Consider the following 20,824-nt stretch of genomic DNA (forward strand, 5'->3'; position numbering starts at 1 on the left):
CGCCCATGATGACCGAGGTCCAGGTCCATACCGTCGCGCGCCAGATGCTGGAACAGCATGGTTTCGCGGCGATTGCGAAGGCCGCCGAGCAGGCCCAGGCTTGCGAGGGCCGCGGCGAGGCCGATGACGCCAAAGAGTGGCGTCACATCGCCGACGCGATGAAGATCATGCGCGGTCCGCACCAGAGCTGACACTCCCGCGCGCTCAACGCTCCCCGCGGTCGGCGCCCTGCGGCGTGCGATTCTGGGTCTGCGGCTGGCTGCGCTCGCCTGTCTCCTTGCAGGGCAGCGGTTCCCACGAGCCGTCTGGCGCCTGCTGATAGGCGCTGCAGGATGGGGATGCGGACTTGTCCTCGCCCTTCTGGGCGTCGGAGTTCTTCGCCAGCACCGGCGCAGTCAGCACCGTGGCGAGGACAAACGCTCCGGCGAAAGCGACATGGATGTTCCGCATGAGGGGGCTCCTGTTCGAGGTCGAAGAGGTCCTGCATGCTGGCAGGAATTGTGACAATTATTAGCCGCGACAGCGCCTTCGCCGTCGCGTGCTTAACGCGGTGAGGAACCGCCTTGCTAGCCGCCCTTGCTGCGGATCAGGCCGGCGAGGTTGGTCTTTTGGGCTTCGCACCAGCTGGGCATGCCAAGGCGGCGCTGGTTGAGATCGGTCGCCTGGGTGGCCACCGCGACCTCGGCCATCAAATCGTCGTCCTGCTTCTCGCCCATCTTGCCACCGGTGTGCATCCAGGCGATCGCCTTGCGCACCTTCTCGGTGGTGCCATCGGGCAGCTGCATCTGCTCCGCCTTCTGCACCAGGTCCTGGTAGACGACATCCGTGCCCGGACATTCGACCTTGGCGGCGAAGGCCTGCAAGACCAACGTGACATAAGTCGAACGTGGATGGTCGGCCGCTTGGGCCGGCGCCGCCAGCAGCAACAGGGCCGTCATCAGAAAACCAGTGCGCATCCTTGGTACCTCCCCGCATTTTTGGGAAGGCTAGCGGCTGGAGCGCCGCTCCGCAATGGGGATAGCGCGCGGCCGCGAGGTCGGCCGGCGAGCTAGCGTTGCCAGGCCGGCACGGGATCGAGCGGTGTGCGGTAGACCTCGTTGTGATCGCGGTCGGTGACGCGCACAGCGCAACCCTTGCGTTGCAACTCCGGCTTCACCTGCGAAAGTTCGGTGGCCAGTTGGTCGGCGCGGTCGGAAGCACCCTCGATGTCTTCGAGGATGATTCCGCCCTGGTTCTTGAACTCTTCACCAACCACGAGATCGAAGGAATAGTAAGGCATCCGAATTCCCCGGTATGACGAATTGAGCTTCGGGTGGACGTTTCAACACGTGACCGATGGTACCACTGAGTCGATGTTTATCGAATGAACGGCGCGCGCAATCTCTGTGCTTATGGCGCAGAAATGATGTGCAACATTCAAGTGCGTTAAGATTTTATTAAATATGTCGGCGCGATCATGAGGCATGGAATTGCAGCAGAACCGGGCTCCGGGAACCGGCAGCTGCAAGAGAAGGCCGCCGGCATAGATCCCGACGGCCTTTTCTCTTGATGCGAAACGCGCGAAGCGTCGCTTCCCGTAGTTGCCCGGACTCAACGCATCATATCGACTCGGACAGCGTCCTTAGTCGCAACACTCTGCATCGTCGCGTGACGATCGTTCAGCGCAGCGGCATTGGCGGACGCACGACAGGTCCATCGTCGTCGGCAACGGCTTGCGTCGTTATGGGCGCAGCTGGCGGTGGGACCGCGGCCGCCTGCGAAGGCGGCGGTGCGAGCGGCGCAGGCGAATAAGCCGGCATGTAAGTCTGCGACACGGCCGGCTTCGGCTTGCGAACCGGCGGCGCCGGAGGCCGCGCGGACACGCGCGCGCGCGGATCGACGGGCGGCCTTGCATCGGCCATCGGCTTTGGCGCGGGCGGCTTCGCCATCTCGCGCGCCATCTGCTCCTGTCCGGCCTTCAACTCGGCGATGTTGACCTTGAGCTGCTCGATCTGCTGCGCCATCGCGGCGAGATCGCGCGTCATCGATTGCACCGATTGCACAGGATCGGACTGTGTTGCCGTGGGCACGGCTGCTGCAACCTGAGTTGGAGGCGGCGCCACGGATTGATCGGTCGCTTGATCCGCTGCGGCTTGATCCGTTGCGGCCTGCTCCGTTGGGGCCTGCTCCGCAGGTGGCGCGGCCTGCGCGGCGGCGACCGGTGCCGTCTGCGACGTCGAAGGCAGCAGCGACGCCAATGCCGGCGTCCATTCGGCCAGCAACTGTCTTGCGGTGTCGCCATGATTCTCCCAGGCGACAGTGGCGGCCGCGCTGCCGCCCGCGAACAGCAACGTGACGAACGCGCCGCGCAGCCATTTGCCGGCGGAGGATCGCTTCTGCCGGCCGCGACCATCACTGGCCGCGATGCGCACGGCGGTGTCGACCGAAGGCACCGCCGCCTGCGGCTCCGCGACAGGACTGAACCTCGGCTCCGGACCAACTTTGGACTTTGGCGTGAACGCCGGATCTATTTTGGGCTCCGGACGGGTCGTGATCTCAGGCGCGAACGCGGGCGCAACGCCGATGGCGCGAGAGGCCAGCACCATCTCGGGCGAAATCTGCACGGCGTCGTGCGGGTCATTGGTTCGTGACCGTATCCTTCACGATCTCATCGACGATTTGCCGAGAGTTCAGCGTCGCGAGCATCGCAGCTCCTTTTGATGCCTTCGTCGTCCGCATTGGCGCGAGCCGATCCGTTGAGGTGAGCCCATCCAAATCTGACGAGCCAAGCACGATGCGCACGAGTCCAGCCGGATTTGACCAAAGCAAGGCGAGGGGATGGAGACTGTGCGACGCTCTTCCACCGTTTGTGGTGATGGAACCCGCTCGGTCAAACACGCGCACGTGTTCCGCATTGCCTTGTTTTCAGCACGATTTGGGCAGTATCTGGTACCGCTGGGGTGCTGCTATCGCTATCGGGGGCCAGCGGTGCCAAAATCTTTATTCGTTCTATTCGTCGTTGCCATGCTTCCGCTTGGCGGTTGCATGCAGGCGACACTTTCGCCATCAACGGATGCGAGCATGACGCCGCGCGACCGGCAGTTGCTGGCGCATGCGCCTTACGCGCAGGCTAACGTGCCCGACGCAATATCTCCGGCATATCGTCGATTATCCACGCAAGGAGCAGCCAGGTACGATCCTGGTCGATACCAATGCGCGCTACCTCTATTTCGTGCTGCCCGACGGCAAGGCGATGCGTTATGGCGTCGCGGTCGGTGAGGAAGCCATGGCGTTCTCCGGCGTGGCGCGGGTCGGCCGGTTGGCGGAATGGCCGGACTGGGTTCCAACAGCGGACATCCAGGCGCGGCTCGGACCCTATCCAGCGCGCGTCACTGGCGGTCCCGCCAATCCGCTGGGCGCACGGGGCATCTATCTCTATGCCGGCAACAAGGACACGCTCTACCGCATCCACGGCACCAACCAGCCGGAATATATCGGGCAGGCGATCTCGTCCGGATGCATCCGGATGCGCAACGAGGACGTGATCGATCTCTATGACCGGGTGAAGCTCAATTCAACGGTCGTGGTGTTACCGCCCGGACAGAGCGCGCAAGTCGAGGCGAGGCCCAGCTGGCGCGGGTGAGGTCGCCCTACTCCGCGGGTTGGGCAACGCGCCATTGCAGCGTCGTGGCATTGCCGTTGGTATCGCCCGGCGCCTTGTCGGCGGGCGAGGTGTAGAGCGGGCGATAGCGGTAGGCCCACATCTTGCTGCCGTCGTCGCGATTGATCACGGTGAAGTCGCCAACGGCCCTGGCGTCGGCCGTTGCAGCTAGCGGGATCCAGCTCTCGATGCACTTGCTGTTGCAGTTCGACGTCTTCCCGGTGGTGTCGCGTTCGTAGTAATAGAGCGTCATTCCCCTGAGATCGACGAGCTTGGGACCCTTTTTGGTCAGGACGACTTTGGCTGGCGCGACCGCAGCCTCGACCTTCGGCGGGGCAGGGTCACCACCGCCATGGCCGTTTGCGAGTGCAGGGACGGTCGAGAGCGCGACGGCCGCCGCGACTATGATGAACCTGGACATCCAAAACTCCCGAACGGCAAAGTTAATCGCGCATTAAGCGCAGAACGGTGCCGACAGTAGCAGCCGAACGTTAGTTCCAGGTTTCGCGGGTCTGCGACAAATACGGGCAAAAATACGGGGCCTAGGCCTGCACCTCGCGCAACGGGGCGCGGCTGAGCTCGTTGCCGGCAGCGATGACCTTGTGCAACAGCCGCATCAGCTCCTCACCTTCCTTCGCGCTGAGCCCGCGCAGCATGATGCGTTGCGCGGATTCGACGGCCGGCGTGATCTTGCGCAGCGTGCGGCGGCCTTCGTCGGTGATCTCGAGCTCGCGGGCACGGCGGTCTCGGCTCGAGGCCCGGCGCTCCGCGAGCCCCTTCAGCACGAGGCGGTCGATCACGCCGGTGATGGTGGTGCGGTCGTAGGCGATCAGGCCTGCCAGCGTTACCTGGTCGAGCCCCGGATTGGCCTTGATGGTCGCGAGCGCGGCGTATTGCACCGGCGTGAGGTCGAAGCCCGCATCCCCGACCTCGGCCAGAAACACCGCCACCGCGATCTGCTGGAACCGGCGCGCCAGATGTCCGGGCATGTCGCTGTTGTCTTTCACCGGATTCTCCGTTGAGGCGGGGACGGTTGGGGTCGTTGACAAGTATACTGATAGTCAGCATACTGATCAATATCCAAACAGAACGTTTCGCGGAGAGGTGCTCATGCAATTCCATCTCAATGGATTTCAACCGGGCGACCCTGAAATCGCCGATCCCGCAGAACGCATTCAGGCTTCCGGCGCAGCGGGGGCCGTGCCTGACGAAGTGGATGTCCTCATCGTCGGCTGTGGCCCTGCGGGCCTGACGCTCGCCGCCCAGCTTGCGCAATTCCCTGACATCAAGACCTGCATCGTCGAGCAGAAGCCGGGGCGCCTGCTGGTCGGGCAGGCCGACGGCATCGCCTGCCGCACCATGGAGATGTTCCACGCCTTCGGCTTCAGCGAGCGCGTTCTGAAGGAAGCTTGCTGGGTCAACGAGACGACGTTCTGGAAGCCGGACGAACGGATTCCGGAAAACATCGTCCGCAGCGGCCGGGTGCAGGACGTCGAAGACGGGCTGTCGGAATTCCCGCACGTCATCCTCAACCAGGCGCGGATCCATGACGGCTTTCTTGACGTCATGCGCAAAGCGCCGGCCAAGCTCGAGCCGCATTACAGCCGACGCCTGCTCGATCTCGAGGTCAATCCGGCCGCGGGTCCCGCCGACCATGCCGTGACCGTGCGGCTCGAACGGGTCGATGCGGGGAACGAGGGCAAGGTCGAGACGATCAAGGCGCGCTACGTCGTCGGCTGTGACGGCGCGCGCAGCACGGCGCGCAAATCGATCGGCCGCGAGCTGCACGGCGATTCCGCCAATCATGCCTGGGGCGTGATGGACGTGCTGGCGGTGACCGATTTTCCGGACATCCGCTTCAAAGCCTTGATCCAGTCGGCGAAGGACGGCAGCCTGCTGATCATCCCGCGCGAAGGCGGCTACATGGTCCGCCTCTATGTCGAGCTCGCCAAGCTCGACACCGGCGAGCGCGTCGCCAATCGCAACATCACCGCCGATGACGTGATCGCCAAGGCGCAGCGGATATTGAAGCCGCATACACTTGAGGTGAAGGAGATCGCGTGGTGGTCGGTCTACGAGATCGGCCAGCGCCTGACCGACAAGTTCGACGACGTGCCGGAGGCCGAGATCAACTCGCGTCTGCCGCGCATCTTCATCGCCGGCGATGCCTGCCATACCCACAGCCCGAAGGCGGGGCAGGGCATGAACGTCTCGATGCAGGACGCCTTCAATCTCGGCTGGAAGCTCGCAGCCGTTTTGCGGAAGCAGTCTGCGCCAAGCCTGCTGCATTCCTATTCGGCCGAGCGCCAGGCGGTTGCGAAAGAGCTGATCGATTTCGACCGCGAATGGGCGGGCATTCTTGCGTCCGCCGCCAGGACCGGCGGCGCCGATGCCGCCAGGACGCAGGCCTATTTTGTGAAGCATGGCCGCTACACCGCGGGCACCGCGACGCATTACCGGCCGTCGGTTCTGACCGGAGCGACATCCCACCAGCATCTCGCGCAAGGCCTTGTCATCGGCACGCGCTTCCATTCCGCGCCGGTGATCCGGCTTGCGGACGCCAAGCCGGTCCATCTCGGTCACGCTGCGCAGGCGGATGGCCGCTTCCGCATCTACGCGTTTTCGCCTGCGGAAGATCCGGCGGCCGAGGGCTCGGCCATTCGCGCCTTGTGCAATCTCCTCTCCGAGCCGCGGGAGTCACCGGTCAGGCGCCATACGCCTGTCGGCGCCGACATCGACAGTGTGATCGACCTGCGGGCGGTGTTCCAGCAGGATCATCGCGAGCTCGCCGTCGAGGCGATGCCCGCACTGCTGCTCCCGCGCAAAGGCCGCTACGGCTTGATCGACTACGAGAAGATGTTCTGTCCGGATCTCAAGAATGGTCAAGACGTTTTCACCATGCGCGGCATCGATCGCAAGGCCGGCTGCATGGTCGTGGTGCGGCCGGATCAATACGTCGCGACCGTGCTGCCGCTCGAGGATTTTTTGCGGCGCTTGCTGCGTACTTCGACGTCTTCATGCTGCAAGTGAATTGACGGGCCGCCACGGCGCTTGCGCGGTGTCTCGATGAACGGCGAATGAATATTGAACCGCGCGCGGTATCCGTCTCGATCTTTCGACGAATGAGACCATCGTACGCGGAACGCCCGTTCTGCTTGCGCGTTCCGACTCGAACGAGGAGGACTACGCCATGAGATTCCGAAGTGTGTTGTTAGCCGCATTGCTGCTCGCCCCGACGGCCGCACTGGCCGCACCGGGCATGGTCACCGTCTCGACTGGCCTGCGCGCCGGGCCGGGTTCGGGCTTTCCCCTGGTCGATCGCATTCCGGAGGGCGCCCGCGTCAACATCCATGGTTGCCTGCGCGGCAACGCTTGGTGCGACGTGAGCTTCTCGGATGACCGTGGCTGGGTGTCGTCGCAATATCTCGAATATCTCTACCGCAATCACTACGTCTATCTCCCCGACTATGTCGACGAGATCGACGTGCCCGTTGTCCCATTCGTGCTGACCTCGTATTGGTCGAGCTATTATCAAGGGCGGCCCTGGTATCGGCGGCATGCCCACTGGAATAGCTACTGGACCTCGCATCAGCGCGTGGCGACGCGGATGACGATCGATCCGCGCGCGGCTCGCATCGGCCGCGCGGCAACGCGCGATGCGGCGATCGCACTCGGGCGCAACGGTGCGAATGTTAGGGGTGCGGCTGCGGTCTCCGGTCGTGATGCCGTGACCTCACGGCACGACGCCGCCATCGCCAGGCACGAGACTGCGGTTACGACGGACCGGAGCCGTGCTGGACGAAGCGAGCGCATCGCGCATGAGCGGACCAATCTGCAGAGCCGCAATCCGCGCGATGCGCAGGCCCGCATCATGCACGAGCAGGCTGCGAGCCGCGCGGCCGTGCGTGCGCAGCCGATGGCGCGCCCGCATGAGACGCCGCGTGTATCAGCCGCGCCCGCAAGCCGCCGTGCGATGCCGCATGTTGCCCAGCCCAACGTCAGCCACGGCTCGCCGATGAATGCTCATGCCCAAATGCCGGCGCAGCGCGCGGCTGTGCCCGCGATGCCGCATGGCGGCGGCGGCGCTCCTCACATGAACGCCGCACCGCGTGGCGGCGGTGCGCCGGCCGGCGGTCCCGGTGGCGGCCACCAAAAGCATTAAATCAGCCCAACGAAAGCCCGGCCCTCGCGCCGGGCTTTCTGCTCGGTCCGAACCGGTTCCCGGCGCGTCTAATTTAAGAAAGTTCTTCGCGGGCAGATTTCATCGATCGTAATATGTCTACCCAAAGCTGTAAGCATTCCACTCGGGGCAGCGGGGCACGGGAGGATGAACGATGAGACAGAGCCAGGCGGAGACGCGCCGCCAAAATGTCGCGAAGCGATCGATGACCAAGGAGGCCAAGCAGCTGTCCGAACTGATTGCCGGACTGCGCCAATCCCTCGACGGGATTCACAAGGAGCGGTCCAGCATCAAACTATCCGGCGCCGAGATGGGCCTTCTCGACGAACGCCGAAACAATCTGCTGCTCACCATCGCAGCCCTCGACGACCGCCTTTCCGCGGTACAGGGGCTGATCGATCTCGGCCGTCCCCACATCATCCGCGTCCACTGATCGAAGCGCAGACCTGATGCTATCGGATTCGTCGCGGCGGCGACGGAACCGGGCTCAGCTGCCGGCTTTGCGCGGCATAAGGATTGGCGTAGCACTGGGCGGATTGCCCGGAAGCGGTCGCGGCGCACTGCGCGATCGTCGCAAAACCGCAATCGATGCTGCGGCCGTCGATGGTGTAGATCTCGATGCAGACGGGATGGCGCGGATAGTAGGTCTGCGCGGCTGTCGGCGCCACGCCGGGCAAGCCCGCTCCAAGCAAGCCCGCGGCAAGCAGAATCGTGTTCCTGATATGGTGCGCGATCGACCTCCCTCGTTCGGCCGGAACCGAAGCACAAAGCTGCCGTGGATGGCATCAAATTGCCACGCTCCCGGCGAATTGCCGACAAAGCCCGCTGCCACGAGGAGAACGGGTGCAGGGCAACGCTAGGGGATGCGCATTGGCCTATAAGATGATCGCAGAACGCGACAACGAGAAGTGCAGTTATGCCCGCGAAAGCCGGTTGCTCATCGTGGCGAAGGCAAAGGTTTGGGCGAGCGAGGGATGGAAGGTGGTCATCACCGACCAGGACGGCAAGGCCTACGCGCCGCCCGAATTCGATCAGCTATTGGCGGCCTGACCGCAACACGGGGCTGCTTCTTCTTTTGACGCGTTTTCTTTGCGCGAACCGGTATATCCACTTCGCTCGAAAGCGCTCCAGGGGACGACATTGATTTCACTATTTCGACCGGGGCGCGACGTGATCGTGCCCCTGATAACTCTTGCCGCCGCCGCCGTCCTGACGGCGACAGTTGCCGCCGCGCAAAATCTCGATGCCGGCAAGTCGCCGGAAAAGCTCTTCGCCGATGGTTGCGCGACCTGCCATCGCAGCCCGCGCGGCCTTGCCAAGGGGCGCTTCAGCCTGACGCTGTCCTGGTTCCTGAAAGACCATTACGCAACCAGTTCGGACACAGCCAAGGCGCTCGCGGCGTATCTGGAATCGGTCGACGCGCCGCCGCCGCGAGCCGCGGCCAAACCGGGTGCAAAGCGATCCGCGCCGCGTCCTTCCAAGCCGTCGCAAAGCCAATAGGCGTGGTCCGGTTCGGCTACGCGCGCCGATAGGTCTGCGCGAGCAGCCCTGCGTGGACGGCGCGGAGGTCGGCGCTCATGCGCGTTTGTCCCGTCGTAACATAGGACAGCCAGGCGCCGTCGGCGGCGAGGCGGACGACGTGGAGTTCGGGCGTGCCGTCGGTCGCACGGTGGCGCTTCAGCCGCGCCGGAAGAAGCGCAGAGCGAGGCGAAGATCGCGGTCTATGCCGATGCCATGGCCGACTTGCTCTGCGCTTGCGAGGCTGGCGCGGCGGGCTACACTTGCCACACCCAGCGTTTGATCCTACGGACCTCCTCCATGCTCGTCATCTCCATTCAAAGCCAGGTGGTCCACGGTCATGTCGGCAACAGCGCGGCCGCCTATGCCATGCAGGCGGAGGGGGTGAACGTCGCGGCGGTGCCGACGACGCTGCTGTCGAACCATCCGCGTTATCCGAGCCTGCGCGGGCGGGTGCTGGAGACCGAGCTCGTTGCAGATCTCCTGAAGGGCCTCGAGGAACGCGATCTCGTCGACGAGGCCGCGGTGCTCGTCACCGGCTATCTCGGCTCGCCCGGCAATGCCGCTGTCATTGCCGCTTTCGTCGAGCGGGCGCTGACCCGCAATTCAAAGCTCGTCTATCTCTGCGATCCCGTGATCGGCGATGACGGCCGCGTCTATGTTGCCGACGGCATTTTGGACGTGGTCCGCCACCGGCTGCTGCCGGCTGCGGATTTGACCACGCCGAACCAGTTTGAGCTCGAGCTTCTCTCCGGGCTCACCATCGCGGATGCGCAGGGCCTGCGCGCGGCTTGCGCGACGCTCGCCGGGACCGGCCGCATCGACGTGGTCGCCACCGGCTGCACGCTCACCGACACGCCGGAAGGGCAGGTGGAAACGATTCTGTGCGCCGACGGTCAGTTGTCGCGCTTGGCGACACCGCGCCTGCCGATCCGGCCGTATGGCACGGGCGATCTCCTCACCGGCCTGATCGCGGCGCATCTGGCCAGGGGCAGGGCAACCGAGGCGGCGGTGCGGCTCGCGGTCGAGACCATCTTTGCGGTGCTGGTGCGCACGCAGGAAGCCGGCACCGCCGAGATGCGGCTCGTGCCACTGCCGACGCCGGGACGGTAAGCCTTCGCGGATTTACGTCGCGCGCTTCGCGGCCGATTGCGCGGACTTCTGCGGCTTTGCCGGGACCTTCTGCTCGCGCGTCGCCTGCGACTTCGCCTGTGCCTTGGACCGCTTTGCGCTGGCGACAGCCCGCGCTTTCCTCGGCTTGACGTTGGCGGCTTCCTTGCGGTCCGACGTTCCCCGGCGCGAGACGTATTCCGGACCGTCGATCGGGCCGACATGCGGCGGATCGCGGCCGAGATAGGGCCGGCCGATGCCGAGCGCCTTGCCGTTGGCGTCGACCCATTTCCACAGCACCTCGGTCGAAACCCAGCGCTGCGCGCGGTTGTCGCCCTTGGTGCTGACGATGTCGGCCGCCATGCCGTGGCCGTAGCCGCCGCGCGTGCTGCCGCCGTGATAGGAGCGGTCGGAGGCGGCCTTCAAGCCGCTCGCGATCGACTGGCGATAGTTGTCGCGGAACGCGCTGGTGATGCCCGGCGAGAGGCCGGCGGCCTCAGCCGCGAGCAGCGTCCGGAACAGCTTTTGCTTAAAACTCTTGTCCATGCCGCCGATGACGTAGTCCATCATCGACATGCCGGCGTGGTCGGCCGCCTTCGGATCCTTCCAGCCAAAGTCCTCGTCGACCAGTTTCGTGAAGCTACGCATTACTGTGATCGTCTTGCCCTTGCGCTTGACGGTGACGGCGCGGCGATCCTCGACCTTGATCGAATCTTCCTTGGGCGTGCGCTGGTAGAGCACCCAGAGATAGCGGTCGATGCAGGCTTCCATGACGAAGCATTCGTCGAGCACGGCGGCGGTGTCCGCGGACGGCGAGGCCTTGCTCGCTGCCGGCGCAGGACCGGTCGTGATCGTCGCGGGCGACAGCGCGTCCGTCGTCACGATCTCGGAGGGATCGGCGGATGCGAGTTCTATCGCGGGCTCTTGCGCCGGCGGTGCCTCGCTGACGACGGGCGTCGGTTCAGGCGAAATCTGCGGTGCGGGCGGCGGCTCGGTCGGCAAGATCAGCACTGGGTCGGCCGAGGCGAGCTTGATGGCGGGAGCAGGCGCTTCGGGCGTTGCTGCTTCAGCGGTTACCAGGCTCGGAGTCGCGGCGACCGCGGCCGCGATATTGGCGGTCAGGGCGACGCCGTCCTCGATGGTCGCAGCGTGCGGGATGTCGGCGAGGTCGAACCGGCCGAGATCTTTCGCGCGCGAGACGGCAGAAGCATTGGCGCCGCTGTTCTCGATGAGGGCAGGGGCATAGGCGGACAGAGAGAGCGCCAACCAGCCGGCGAGAACCGCCGAGGGGCAGGATACCGCCACCAGAAGAGACCGCCGATCATCCATGATCCCTGCCTCCAAACGGTTCTGTTTGAACCTCGTCTTCTCCGAACAGTCGTGATGCCGACACTCTTGATCATGCAGTCTTGTGATCATGCAGTCTTGCACGAAAAGGCAGGCCGCGCGTCAATTGTTCGGAGGACGGTGTGGCGGCGCAATGGCGCAATTCGGCGAAAGCGGGCTTTTCGGACAGGTGTTGCGCAGGGGCAACGCGGGTTCCATTGCGGTTCCAAGGGCGCCACGGCCAAAAAGGCCTGCAAATGCAGCATTCATTGTCGTCAATTTGAGGCGGTCGAGTTTACTCAATCTTGGATTGTGGTTGTGTAAGTCTCCCGCGCCGGCGATTCCCGGTAGAGTTGGGAAGGACACGCGTGTGAAATTGAGATGCAAATGGGCCGAATTCGCCGCCGATGAATCCGGCGCCACCGCGATCGAATACGGCCTGATCGCAGCCGGCATCGTGCTCGCGATCATCGAGATCATCTACGCGCTCGGCACCAACCTCGTCGCAAAGCTGCAATCGCTGGCGACGGCGTTGAAATAAGCTGCGTGGTGCGGCGCCCGACGCTTCGGAGCAACCTTGGGCCGGCTAGCGCGTTATGCGCTCATGACGCATTCCTCGCTTCGTCCCATGGACGCCTTCGACCCCGCCGAGCCCGCCATCCTGCATGACCTGCTCTCCGATACGATCATCACCTGGACCGCTGAGCAGGCCGACGATTACCGGCGCGCCAGCCGACCGGGCGGGGACGGAACCGTGACCTGGAAGGTCTACGTCTTCGACGGCTGGGGCAATGTGCTCGGCGGCTGACCAATGCTCATAAAAGTGTCATGCCGCAGCCGGCGGTGATTCGGCCAAAGCCTTGCGCGCATTAAATATATTGCCATGCGTCGGACGCGTTGTTGCAATGCACCAACGTATGTCGCATTGCAGCAAAGTGCGCTTAGATGTGCTCCGAACCTTCCATCAGGAGCATCACCAATGAACAAGAAGACTCTGTCGATCGCCGCCGCCATCCTGACGATCGCGGGCAGCACCGCGGCTTTCGCCGCCGAGCTGCCGACCTACGAGGCCAACGGTTTCCCGGTCTCCCCGATGCAGGTGCGCGTGCTCGGTGCCGCGCATGTCGAGCAGGCAACTGCGCCGACCACCGTCGCTTCGGTCCACCAGGCCCGCGTGCTCACGCCGCGCAAGGTCAAGACCGCTGACGTCACGACGGGCAGCGCGCGCTGATCTGAATTCACCCCGACCTGAAGCAGGCTCGTCTCCACGCGAGCCTGCGTCGACCGCGTTCCCTTTCGGGAGCGCGGTCTTTTTTTATCGCGGCGGGTGCGCGGATTGAGAAAGTTGCGGCGAGAAAAAACGCCGTCACGTGCCGGTTGTGTACGGCGGTTCAAAGCGAGTGTGATCTCTTTAATAGTTGCTTTGCAGATCGGGGCGCTTGATGCGGGCGTCGCTTATTGCGCGGCCAAGAATCATTTTCATAATGGAGCCGTCATGCCCGTTGCACAGAAAGCCGTTATTGCAAGCGCCTCGCCGCGCGCGTTTATCCTCAGGCATATCGCGTTGTTCGCAGCTGCCGCGCTGTTCGTGTTCGTTCTGAGCCTGACATATGGGCTCGATCTCAGCCCCGGGTTTTTCTAGCGCGTAAGCGACGTGCCAGCCCTGCAACCGCGTGGGTTGAGCCTCATCACGCGCTGACCTAAGGCTTGCCGCATGGATCAGCGGACGAGCGGCGCTGACGCTCTCACTCACAAAAACGATGCGGCGCCGGCGCTGCTTGGCGTCGTCTGCGGCCTCGCCGCGGCGCTGTTCTGGGCGCTTGGCTTTGCCGGCACGCGGCATGGCCTCAAGGTCGGCTTTACGCCGGTCGATCTGCTGGTGCATCGCTATGTCTGGTCGGGCATCGCGTTTCTGCCGCTGGTGATGCGCGCAGGCGTCGGCGATCTCTGTGGCATCGGCTGGGGCAGGGGCCTTGTGCTGATGGTGCTCGGCGGCCCCGTGATGTCGCTGATCTCCTACACTGGTTTTCTGTTCGTGCCGCTCGGCCATGGCAGCGTGATCCAGCCCTCCTGCGCGACACTCGGCGGCCTGCTGCTCGCGGCGTTGTTCCTGAAGGAACATATCTCTGCATCGCGCCTTGTCGGCGCCTTCGTCATCGTCGGCGGCCTCGGCGTGATCGGCGCGGAATCGATCGGCCATATCGGCGCCGACGGCGTGCTGGGTGATCTGACCTTTGTGCTGACCGGACTGATGTTCGCGGGTTTTGGTGCGCTGCTGCGCCACTGGCGTGTCTCCGCGGTGTCGGCCGCGCTCGTCATCAACGTGCTGTCCTTGCTGCTCTTGCCGATCTACCTCATGACCGGCGGGCTCGCCCGGGTCGCAGCGATCGGTGTCACCGAGAACGCCATCCAGGCGCTGGCGCAGGGCGTGCTTGCCGGCCCCGCCGCGCTCTATCTTTACGCTGTTTCGGTCCAACGCCTCGGCGTCGCCCGCGCCTCCGTGATCCCGGCCTGCGTGCCGGCTCTGACGCTGCTCACCGGCTGGCTTCTGCTCGGCGAGCAGCCGACGATGTTGCAGGCCGCGGGCCTGGTGACGGTGCTGTGCGGTTTTTATCTGGCGCAGCGGCAGCGATAGATCGCAGAAACGCGGGTTTCAGAGAACGGCCGACCGCCCGAAAAGTTCAGGGCGAACGCATCGCCTTGCTACGCCTTCCTCACGAACTCCGATTTCAGATTCATCGCGCCGATGCCGTCGATCTTGCAGGCGATGTCGTGGCCGTCGCTGGCCTCCTGCAGGCGGATGTTGCGGACCTTGGTGCCGCCTTTGACGACGGAGGAGGAGCCCTTGATCTTGAGGTCCTTGATCACGATGACGCTGTCGCCGTCGGCGAGCACATTGCCGTTGGCATCGCGCACGCCGGAATCCTGCGCGGCGTCGGCGGCCGCTTCCGCCGTGCCGCTCCATTCATGGCCGCATTCCGGGCAGACCCAGAGACCACGATCCTGGTAGGCGTGCTCGGAATTGCAGGTCGGGCATTTCATCGTGTCGGTCATCATTCGCCTCGTCGCCCGTCACGGGCGCGCCGCACGCCTTCCGCCGGAAAAGATGGATTGGGAGCGAATCCTTTACCATGGCTTCCAGTCCCGGTCGAACCCGGGGAAACTTAGGAGTTCAGGAAAAAGTCTGCGGTATTGAGGTCCGGGCTTACCGGCGGCGTCCGTTCGACGTCGCCGCGGGAGGAGCGTCCAGGAGGAACGTCCCGTCATGAGCGAGCATCGTGCCGCCGTCAGACATCACACGTTGCGGACCGGCATTGTCGAGTTCGACAACGGCACCGGCAAGATCATCAGCGCGCCTTGCACAATCCGCGACGTCTCCGGCACAGGCGCCCGCCTGGGCCTCAACGCCTCGCTCTGGGTCGCCGAGCAGTTCACGCTGGTCTTCAGCAGCGGCCTGCGCAAGGACTGCCGGGTCGCCTGGCGCAAAGGCAGATTGATCGGCAGCGCGTTCGCCGACGGCTATGCGAGCACGGACGAGCAGGCCGTCATGATGACCGCGGACGAGCAGTCCCGGCACAGGCTCGGGATCGGTGCGCGCGTCAGAGCCGCGCGCGAGACCCGCGGCTACACCGAAGCCCAACTCGCCGAGCTGATCGGCGCCACATCCGCCTTCGTGTCACTGGCCGAGCAGGGCGAGGCGGACATTCCGCTGTATCAGCTGATGCATATTGCGGATCTCTTGATGGTCGGTCTCGACAGGCTCGTTGCGGGGCCGGCGCCTGAGGACGTCGACGCGGCGTAGTCGGCACCCGTCCAACAAAAACGTCGAAAACAACCCCATGCACAGTAGAAATCCGTAAGGATTTCAATGTTTTGCAAATCCGAAAAATTGTTGATGGTGGGCTGCACATCGTCCGAGTTGACTTCGGCGATACCGAATCGAATTTGACTTGTCGGGCAAAACAGGGGCAGTTATGGCATCGTGGCGCCGGTACGACGGCTGAAGCTGATGCGTCGCAAGGCCGCGGGGCGACATGCCAAAAGAACTGAAAACAAAACCAACAAGAAAACTGAAGACCTACCAGACCTCGCTCGGCTTCTACGACCAGGCGGTCGCCGCGCCATCGATGAAGGCGGCACTGGACGCCTGGGGCGCCAAATCCAATCTCTTCCATCAGGGCGCCGCGAAGGAGACCGACGACCCCGACATCGTCGCCGCGACCATGGCAAGCCCCGGTGTCGTGCTCAGGCGCCCGGTCGGATCGGACGGCCCGTTCACCGAGCAGGCCAAGCTGCCGACCGATCTCGCTGACGACGAGGCCAGGCCCAAACCCAAAGCCAAGTCCAAAGCGAAGTCCAAAGCCAAGCCGAAAAAGCCTGCGGCCAAGGCTACAGGGAAATCATCCCGCAAGATCGACGATCAACAAGCCCGCAAGGCCGCCGCCGCGTTCGAGCAGGAAGAGCGGCGGCGAGAAGCCGAGCGCCGGAAGGAAGAGGCCGCCCGCGCCAAGCAGCGCGCGCGCCGGGACAAGGCGGTCGCGAGCGCGCAGGCGGCGCTGGACAAGGCGAGGCGGGAGCACGACACGCGGACGGAGGCGATCGAAGCCGAGCGCGTCGCGCTCGATGAACGCGCCGAGGCGGAGGCGACGCGCTGGGACAAGCAGAGGATGAAGCTGGCGGAGGCGGTGCGGCGCGCGCGGGAATAGGGGCCGCCGGGAGCGATTCAAGGAGGAGCGACATGTCCGATCATGGCGCGTGGTAGCGTCACGAAGACCCCGAGACATTCACGCATTCCTAGCAGTCTGCTGAAAAACCCCTCGCCAGGGAGGGGACTTGATGATTCACTTTATCATCTCGAATCGGCGGAGACGATCATGCGCGGCAGGTTTACGGATCAGGGCGGCCTGTTTTCGTACATCGCGCCGGATAAGCGCGTGCCAGCGAACCATCCGCTGCGGAAGGTCCGGGAACTTGTCCGGGATGTTTTGAATGATTTGAACCGCAGCCTTGGAAAGCTATACGCCAGCGAGGGACGTCCTTCGATCCCTCCGGAGCAATTGCTGAGCGCCTTGCTGCTGCAGGTGTTCTACGGCATCCGCTCGGAACGCCAGCTGATGGAGCAACTGGACTACAATCTTTTATATCGCTGGTTCGTGGGACTGTCGCCGGACGATCCGGTCTGGGACCCGACCACCTTTACCAAGAACCGGGAGCGGCTGCAGAACGGCGATGTGTTCACGAAGTTCATGACCAGGCTTCTGAACCATTCTCAGGTCAAGCCGCTATTGTCGGACGAGCATTTTTCGGTGGACGGAACGCTGATCGAAGCCTGGGCTTCGCAGAAGAGTTTTCGCCCCAAGGACGGCAGCGGCGACGATGATGACGGCGCCAACTTCCATGGCCAGAAACGCAAGAACGACACCCATGCGAGCACCAGTGACCCGGACAGCAGGCTTTATCGCAAGGCGGCCGGACGGGAGGCCAAGCTTTGCTATATGGGCCACGCCACCATGGAGAACCGGCATGGGCTGGCGGTGGCCGGCAGGGTCACGCATGCCAATGGCACCGCCGAACGCCGGGCTGCGGAGGTCATGCTGAAGGCGAGACGCAAAGCCGCAGGTCGCCGCATCACGGCTGGTGAGGACAAGGCGTACGATACGGCCGATCATGTCGCCAATCTTCGCGCCATCGGCGTGACGCCGCATGTGACACAGAACCAGGCCATCACCAAAACCGGCAACAACCGTAACAGCGCGATCGACGAACGAACCACGCGGCATCCGGGATACGGCATGTCGCAATCGCGCCGGGCGATGGTCGAGTGCATTTTCGGATGGGGCAAGCAGCATGGCACCATGCGCAAGACCAAACATCGGGGCATCGCTCGCGTCGCCGCCGACTTCCTGCTTAATCTGATCGCCTATAACCTGATCCGAATTCCCAAACTGCTCGCCGCATAGCCACCCCGCGCCGGGCACACTCAACAACAAGCTCGAAATTACATCCAACTCTACCGCGCCGCTCCAAAAACGACCGGCGGAAAATGAAAATCCTCCATTCCAAGGTTTTTCAGCAGACTGCTAGAGCAGGGCCTGGGTGATGGCCGGCTTCGATGCAGAGGTCGATTGGCGAGTCAGCCGTGCGCCTGAAGGCAGGCGCGAACCTTGTCTGCCTGCGCGCGCGGCACGGCATGGGCGCGCCACTGCTCCATCGTGGCGCCGGCTGCTGCCAGGCACCGGTTGATGTTGCGCGCATAAGTATCATGGGACATACGATCGCGCTTGGCTTGGCAGGCAGCGTCGCCGCCACACTCGTAAAGGGGGGCAGCCTTGGCCATAGAGATGCCCAGCGACAAAAACATCACGACGAAAGCCGTCATCAGCTTGTTCATATATCCCCCGGAGTTTCGAATCGACTTGCTTTAATGGCCAAACGTCTAGCGTGTTGAATTGCCGACTGCAACCCTGGGGAACGCGGGACCGGTCGATTGAGTTGCGCGCTTCGTTGTCGCCGGCAAGCCGGCATCAGCCTGTGGCTTGCAAGATGGGTTTCGCGTTTCACGAACCCATCATTCCGACAGGGCGCCGGGGCCATCAGCGGTCATTCAAGCAAGTCTGGATCAAATTGGGCTTGCGTTGCTTTGCGTCCTTTTGCACTCTTTGGGTAGGAGGCCCATCGTATGAAAACAATGACCGCCGCGTGTGCTCTCGGAATGGCCCTGGTGCTGTGTAACCTTGGGATATCAGGTGCCGAAGCCAGGGCGCGGAAAGCCCAGATCATTCGTGAACCGCAGCAGAGGCTCATCGTCACGGCGCCCGTGCTTAGGCCGACGCCGTGGGATTACAATATCGTTCCGCGGTATCGCTATCGTCCTGAAGACGACAGGGTCGATCCCTACGGCCCGCCTTTGGTGTCGTCGTGGGTCCGCTATGAGGGATGGCGATGGCCCTATTGGTGGTGAAGGCCAACGACGGACGCGGAATGGAATTTGGCTAGCTACCCGCCCTACAGATCATCCACCGCAAGCCGCAGAAACTGCCGCTTCATCGCGTTGACCTTGGCAATATAGCCCGCGACGAGGTGATCGCCGCAGCGCTCGTCGGCGATCATCTGAAACTTGCGGCGCGCGTAGGCCGTGGCAGGACCTGCGCCGCAGAGATGGATGAAGGCGGCCAGATCCTGCCTCTCGCGCGTGCTCGCCTTCACATCGCCCGCGCGGGCGAGAATTTCAGCGACATTGCGATCCAGATACACCGATGCCAGCTCGATGGCGTGGCTCGGGATCGCGCGGACATAGAAGCTGGTGAACCCGCAAGCAGTCTCCGTGACCGCGTTGCCGCGGATACAGAACCGCGCGGCGTCGGCGTAAGCGGGATCGGTCATCTGGAAAAGGCCGACGGCGCTGGAGGCGGGCCGGTAAATCGCGAGGGGATTAAAACTCCATCGCCAGCGCCAGTAGGTGCGCACAAGCGGATTGCCTGAACTCTCGACCTGCGCCAGCGCGGCCAGCAATTCGGGCGTGATCGTCGCCGTGGAATGCTTGCGGAACAGCGGCCCGTATTGCCGCCAGGTCTCTGATGGATCCTTGTCGAGGGCATTGCCGACAAGGACGAATAGCTCGGTCGGCTTGCGCATTGTTTGATAGGCGATGTTCACCAGCACGACGACCGCAAGCAGCATCGCCACGCCGCCCGCGATCCGAACCATTCGCGGTGCGCGCGCGAATGTCTTTCCTGCCCACCGCGCGCCGCGCCGGAACTTGCGATGGCGAGGGAGGAGGCGCTTGCTTTTTCTAGGCATCGGTCTCGTGGGAGTGCATTGCGGAGACTGTGTACCTGGTTAACGCTGTCACCAGGCCTTGAAATCCGGCTTCGTTTCCTTCTGATCGCGTCTTTTCAGATGTCGGCTCCGTCTCCTACGGCAGCTCGAATCCTTGATGGAAGTAACCCGAGGTTGTACGGTGCGCCGCAGTAGGGTTAATTTTGTGTGAATGGATCGGCTGGGATGACCGTAATTGAAAGCGTGGTGTCGGCAGAAAGCGCGGACCGGAAAATGCCACCGGGCGTGCTTGTCGAAGGTCCGGTGGTCGACGCCAAGTTTCGCGATTCCTACATCTCGTTCGTCATCATGATCGGAGGTTCGCTCGCGGCGCTGGTCTGGGCCTTCTGGCAAGGCATCGGCCGGGTGGAGATTGCGGTCTTCGCCGGCACGTTCGCGCTGTCCACGGTCGGGATCGGCTTCATGCATCGCTACTTCGTCCACCGCAGCTTCCGCTGCGGTCCGGTGATGCGGACGTTATTCGCGGCCATCGCCACGATGGCGGTGCAGGGCTCGATCCTGAAATGGGTGAGCAATCATCGCCGGCATCATCTTCACTCCGACAAGCCCGGCGACGTCCACAGCCCTTACTATGACGGCGACGGCAACCGCTATGTCACCTTCGCCAAGGGGATGATGCATGCGCAAGGCGGCTGGGTGTGGGACCAGGCCACTACCGACGCCGGATACTATGCCAAGGATATTCTGGCCGACCCGATCGCCATGTTCTTCACCAGGACACGCTGGTACTGGTACGCGCTCTCGGCGGTGATCATTCCGGGCGCGATCGGCTACGCCTTCGGCGGCGTGCACGCGATGACCGGCTGCATCCTGTTCTCAGGTCTGTTCCGCAGCTACCTCATGACCATGGCCACCTCGCTGGTCAACTCGGTCTGCCACAGCGACGGCCGCTACGGCTACCGCCGCTTCGCGCTCGAGGACGGCACGACCAACGAGTTCGTGACCACGATTCTTACCTTCGGTGAAGGCCTGCACAACAACCATCACCGGTTTCCGCGCGACGCCTATCTCTCGCACGCCTGGTACGAGATCGACATCAACGGTCTGATTATTCTCGGGCTCGGGAAGCTCGGCCTCGTGCACGACATTTTCGCGGCCGGAAGCCGGACGCTTCGCTCTGGAGATTCCGACGGCGGGAAACGTTCAATCCCAGATACGGAAGCTATGGTCTGAAGCCCGTAAGGATGGGTAGAGCGGCTTGTCCGCCGTAG

26 protein-coding genes and 4 pseudogenes are annotated in these 20,824 nt (G+C 63.7%); 18 read left to right on the forward strand and 12 right to left on the reverse strand.

Annotated features, from left to right (window positions below):
* The first annotated feature begins 5 nt into the window (after positions 1 to 5).
* The gene (locus tag ACVWW3_RS09395) at positions 6 to 191 is read left to right on the forward strand and encodes a hypothetical protein (RefSeq protein ID WP_247346709.1); all 186 of its coding nucleotides are present in this window, start codon (positions 6 to 8) and stop codon (positions 189 to 191) included.
* 13 nt (positions 192 to 204) lie between these two features.
* Here ACVWW3_RS09395 and ACVWW3_RS09400 read toward each other — a convergent pair whose 3' ends face one another.
* The 4 genes and pseudogenes from ACVWW3_RS09400 to ACVWW3_RS09415 form a co-directional block, all read right to left on the reverse strand.
* On the reverse strand, positions 205 to 450 hold the full coding sequence (locus ACVWW3_RS09400) for a hypothetical protein (RefSeq protein WP_247440500.1): 246 nt from the start codon (positions 448 to 450) through the stop codon (positions 205 to 207).
* A 116-nt stretch (positions 451 to 566) separates the two neighbouring features.
* Positions 567 to 956, reverse strand: coding sequence for a hypothetical protein (locus ACVWW3_RS09405; protein WP_247346714.1), 390 nt, complete (start codon positions 954 to 956; stop codon positions 567 to 569).
* 92 nt (positions 957 to 1,048) lie between these two features.
* Positions 1,049 to 1,279 (reverse strand): DUF6894 family protein, encoded by a 231-nt coding sequence (locus ACVWW3_RS09410; protein WP_211396093.1) that lies wholly within the window; start codon positions 1,277 to 1,279, stop codon positions 1,049 to 1,051.
* Positions 1,280 to 1,658: 379 nt separating this feature from the next.
* Positions 1,659 to 2,685 (reverse strand): annotated as a pseudogene (locus ACVWW3_RS09415) (hypothetical protein).
* 318 nt (positions 2,686 to 3,003) lie between these two features.
* On the opposite strand from ACVWW3_RS09415, the pseudogene ACVWW3_RS09420 reads away from it, so the two are divergent.
* Positions 3,004 to 3,622 (forward strand): annotated as a pseudogene (locus ACVWW3_RS09420) (L,D-transpeptidase).
* A gap of 7 nt (positions 3,623 to 3,629) precedes the next feature.
* Here the strand turns inward: ACVWW3_RS09420 and ACVWW3_RS09425 are convergent.
* A complete protein-coding gene (locus ACVWW3_RS09425) occupies positions 3,630 to 4,061 on the reverse strand; it encodes a COG4315 family predicted lipoprotein (RefSeq protein ID WP_456650233.1) in 432 nt (143 codons plus the stop codon).
* Between the two features lie 121 nt (positions 4,062 to 4,182).
* Positions 4,183 to 4,647, reverse strand: coding sequence for a MarR family winged helix-turn-helix transcriptional regulator (locus ACVWW3_RS09430; protein ID WP_247346721.1), 465 nt, complete (start codon positions 4,645 to 4,647; stop codon positions 4,183 to 4,185).
* Between the two features lie 103 nt (positions 4,648 to 4,750).
* Between ACVWW3_RS09430 and ACVWW3_RS09435 the strand changes: the two are divergent.
* From ACVWW3_RS09435 to ACVWW3_RS09445, 3 genes and pseudogenes are all read left to right on the forward strand, one after another.
* Positions 4,751 to 6,675: pseudogene (locus ACVWW3_RS09435) on the forward strand (FAD-binding monooxygenase).
* A 155-nt stretch (positions 6,676 to 6,830) separates the two neighbouring features.
* Entirely contained in the window at positions 6,831 to 7,802 is a 972-nt protein-coding gene (locus tag ACVWW3_RS09440; RefSeq protein WP_456650231.1) for an SH3 domain-containing protein, read from the forward strand.
* A gap of 223 nt (positions 7,803 to 8,025) precedes the next feature.
* A complete protein-coding gene (locus ACVWW3_RS09445; protein ID WP_247440514.1) occupies positions 8,026 to 8,253 on the forward strand; it encodes a hypothetical protein in 228 nt (75 codons plus the stop codon).
* 19 nt (positions 8,254 to 8,272) lie between these two features.
* On the opposite strand, the gene ACVWW3_RS09450 is transcribed toward ACVWW3_RS09445, so the two are convergent.
* Positions 8,273 to 8,488 carry a DUF3551 domain-containing protein gene (locus ACVWW3_RS09450; RefSeq protein ID WP_456650230.1) on the reverse strand — a complete coding sequence of 72 codons (216 nt, stop codon included), beginning with the start codon at positions 8,486 to 8,488 and terminating at the stop codon, positions 8,273 to 8,275.
* A 175-nt stretch (positions 8,489 to 8,663) separates the two neighbouring features.
* Between ACVWW3_RS09450 and ACVWW3_RS09455 the strand changes: the two genes are divergently transcribed.
* Positions 8,664 to 8,870, forward strand: coding sequence for a hypothetical protein (locus ACVWW3_RS09455; RefSeq protein WP_345946791.1), 207 nt, complete (start codon positions 8,664 to 8,666; stop codon positions 8,868 to 8,870).
* Between the two features lie 120 nt (positions 8,871 to 8,990).
* The gene (locus ACVWW3_RS09460; protein ID WP_456671939.1) at positions 8,991 to 9,320 is read left to right on the forward strand and encodes a hypothetical protein; all 330 of its coding nucleotides are present in this window, start codon (positions 8,991 to 8,993) and stop codon (positions 9,318 to 9,320) included.
* A 16-nt stretch (positions 9,321 to 9,336) separates the two neighbouring features.
* On the opposite strand, the pseudogene ACVWW3_RS09465 reads toward ACVWW3_RS09460, so the two are convergent.
* Positions 9,337 to 9,513, reverse strand: a pseudogene (locus ACVWW3_RS09465) (TetR/AcrR family transcriptional regulator); the annotation flags it as partial.
* Positions 9,514 to 9,638: 125 nt separating this feature from the next.
* On the opposite strand from ACVWW3_RS09465, the gene pdxY reads away from it, so the two are divergent.
* The gene (gene pdxY / locus ACVWW3_RS09470) at positions 9,639 to 10,451 is read left to right on the forward strand and encodes a pyridoxal kinase (protein ID WP_456650229.1); all 813 of its coding nucleotides are present in this window, start codon (positions 9,639 to 9,641) and stop codon (positions 10,449 to 10,451) included.
* A 12-nt stretch (positions 10,452 to 10,463) separates the two neighbouring features.
* Here pdxY and ACVWW3_RS09475 read toward each other — a convergent pair whose 3' ends face one another.
* Positions 10,464 to 11,777 carry a hypothetical protein gene (locus ACVWW3_RS09475; protein WP_456650228.1) on the reverse strand — a complete coding sequence of 438 codons (1,314 nt, stop codon included), beginning with the start codon at positions 11,775 to 11,777 and terminating at the stop codon, positions 10,464 to 10,466.
* A gap of 367 nt (positions 11,778 to 12,144) precedes the next feature.
* Between ACVWW3_RS09475 and ACVWW3_RS09480 the strand changes: the two genes are divergently transcribed.
* The 5 genes from ACVWW3_RS09480 to ACVWW3_RS09500 all read left to right on the forward strand — a co-directional run bounded on the left by ACVWW3_RS09480 (position 12,145) and on the right by ACVWW3_RS09500 (position 14,409).
* Entirely contained in the window at positions 12,145 to 12,315 is a 171-nt protein-coding gene (locus ACVWW3_RS09480; RefSeq protein ID WP_456650227.1) for a Flp family type IVb pilin, read from the forward strand.
* A 63-nt stretch (positions 12,316 to 12,378) separates the two neighbouring features.
* Positions 12,379 to 12,582 (forward strand): hypothetical protein, encoded by a 204-nt coding sequence (locus ACVWW3_RS09485; RefSeq protein ID WP_456671940.1) that lies wholly within the window; start codon positions 12,379 to 12,381, stop codon positions 12,580 to 12,582.
* A gap of 171 nt (positions 12,583 to 12,753) precedes the next feature.
* Complete coding sequence (locus ACVWW3_RS09490) at positions 12,754 to 13,005, forward strand: hypothetical protein (RefSeq protein ID WP_456650225.1); 252 nt, start codon at positions 12,754 to 12,756, stop codon at positions 13,003 to 13,005.
* A 114-nt stretch (positions 13,006 to 13,119) separates the two neighbouring features.
* Entirely contained in the window at positions 13,120 to 13,416 is a 297-nt protein-coding gene (locus tag ACVWW3_RS09495; RefSeq protein WP_456652138.1) for a hypothetical protein, read from the forward strand.
* Between the two features lie 72 nt (positions 13,417 to 13,488).
* Entirely contained in the window at positions 13,489 to 14,409 is a 921-nt protein-coding gene (locus ACVWW3_RS09500; RefSeq protein WP_456650224.1) for a DMT family transporter, read from the forward strand.
* Positions 14,410 to 14,477: 68 nt separating this feature from the next.
* Here ACVWW3_RS09500 and ACVWW3_RS09505 read toward each other — a convergent pair whose 3' ends face one another.
* Complete coding sequence (locus tag ACVWW3_RS09505) at positions 14,478 to 14,828, reverse strand: zinc ribbon domain-containing protein YjdM (protein WP_247346755.1); 351 nt, start codon at positions 14,826 to 14,828, stop codon at positions 14,478 to 14,480.
* A 211-nt stretch (positions 14,829 to 15,039) separates the two neighbouring features.
* Here ACVWW3_RS09505 and ACVWW3_RS09510 point away from each other — a divergent pair, with 211 nt between their 5' ends.
* From ACVWW3_RS09510 to ACVWW3_RS09520, 3 genes are all read left to right on the forward strand, one after another.
* A complete protein-coding gene (locus ACVWW3_RS09510) occupies positions 15,040 to 15,576 on the forward strand; it encodes a helix-turn-helix domain-containing protein (protein WP_456650223.1) in 537 nt (178 codons plus the stop codon).
* 232 nt (positions 15,577 to 15,808) lie between these two features.
* Positions 15,809 to 16,480, forward strand: a complete 672-nt coding sequence (locus tag ACVWW3_RS09515) for a cell envelope biogenesis protein TolA (protein ID WP_456650222.1) — start codon at positions 15,809 to 15,811, stop codon at positions 16,478 to 16,480.
* A gap of 168 nt (positions 16,481 to 16,648) precedes the next feature.
* On the forward strand, positions 16,649 to 17,734 hold the full coding sequence (locus tag ACVWW3_RS09520; protein ID WP_456650221.1) for an IS5 family transposase: 1,086 nt from the start codon (positions 16,649 to 16,651) through the stop codon (positions 17,732 to 17,734).
* A gap of 173 nt (positions 17,735 to 17,907) precedes the next feature.
* Here ACVWW3_RS09520 and ACVWW3_RS09525 read toward each other — a convergent pair whose 3' ends face one another.
* A complete protein-coding gene (locus ACVWW3_RS09525; protein ID WP_247346760.1) occupies positions 17,908 to 18,165 on the reverse strand; it encodes a hypothetical protein in 258 nt (85 codons plus the stop codon).
* Positions 18,166 to 18,453: 288 nt separating this feature from the next.
* Between ACVWW3_RS09525 and ACVWW3_RS09530 the strand changes: the two genes are divergently transcribed.
* A complete protein-coding gene (locus ACVWW3_RS09530) occupies positions 18,454 to 18,735 on the forward strand; it encodes a hypothetical protein (protein WP_354103559.1) in 282 nt (93 codons plus the stop codon).
* Between the two features lie 44 nt (positions 18,736 to 18,779).
* Here the strand turns inward: ACVWW3_RS09530 and ACVWW3_RS09535 are convergent, their stop codons facing one another.
* Positions 18,780 to 19,574, reverse strand: coding sequence for a transglycosylase SLT domain-containing protein (locus tag ACVWW3_RS09535; RefSeq protein WP_456650220.1), 795 nt, complete (start codon positions 19,572 to 19,574; stop codon positions 18,780 to 18,782).
* 204 nt (positions 19,575 to 19,778) lie between these two features.
* Here ACVWW3_RS09535 and ACVWW3_RS09540 point away from each other — a divergent pair, with 204 nt between their 5' ends.
* On the forward strand, positions 19,779 to 20,786 hold the full coding sequence (locus ACVWW3_RS09540; RefSeq protein WP_456650219.1) for an acyl-CoA desaturase: 1,008 nt from the start codon (positions 19,779 to 19,781) through the stop codon (positions 20,784 to 20,786).
* Positions 20,787 to 20,824: the final 38 nt, after the last annotated feature.

Source organism: Bradyrhizobium sp. LM2.9, from assembly GCF_054056555.1.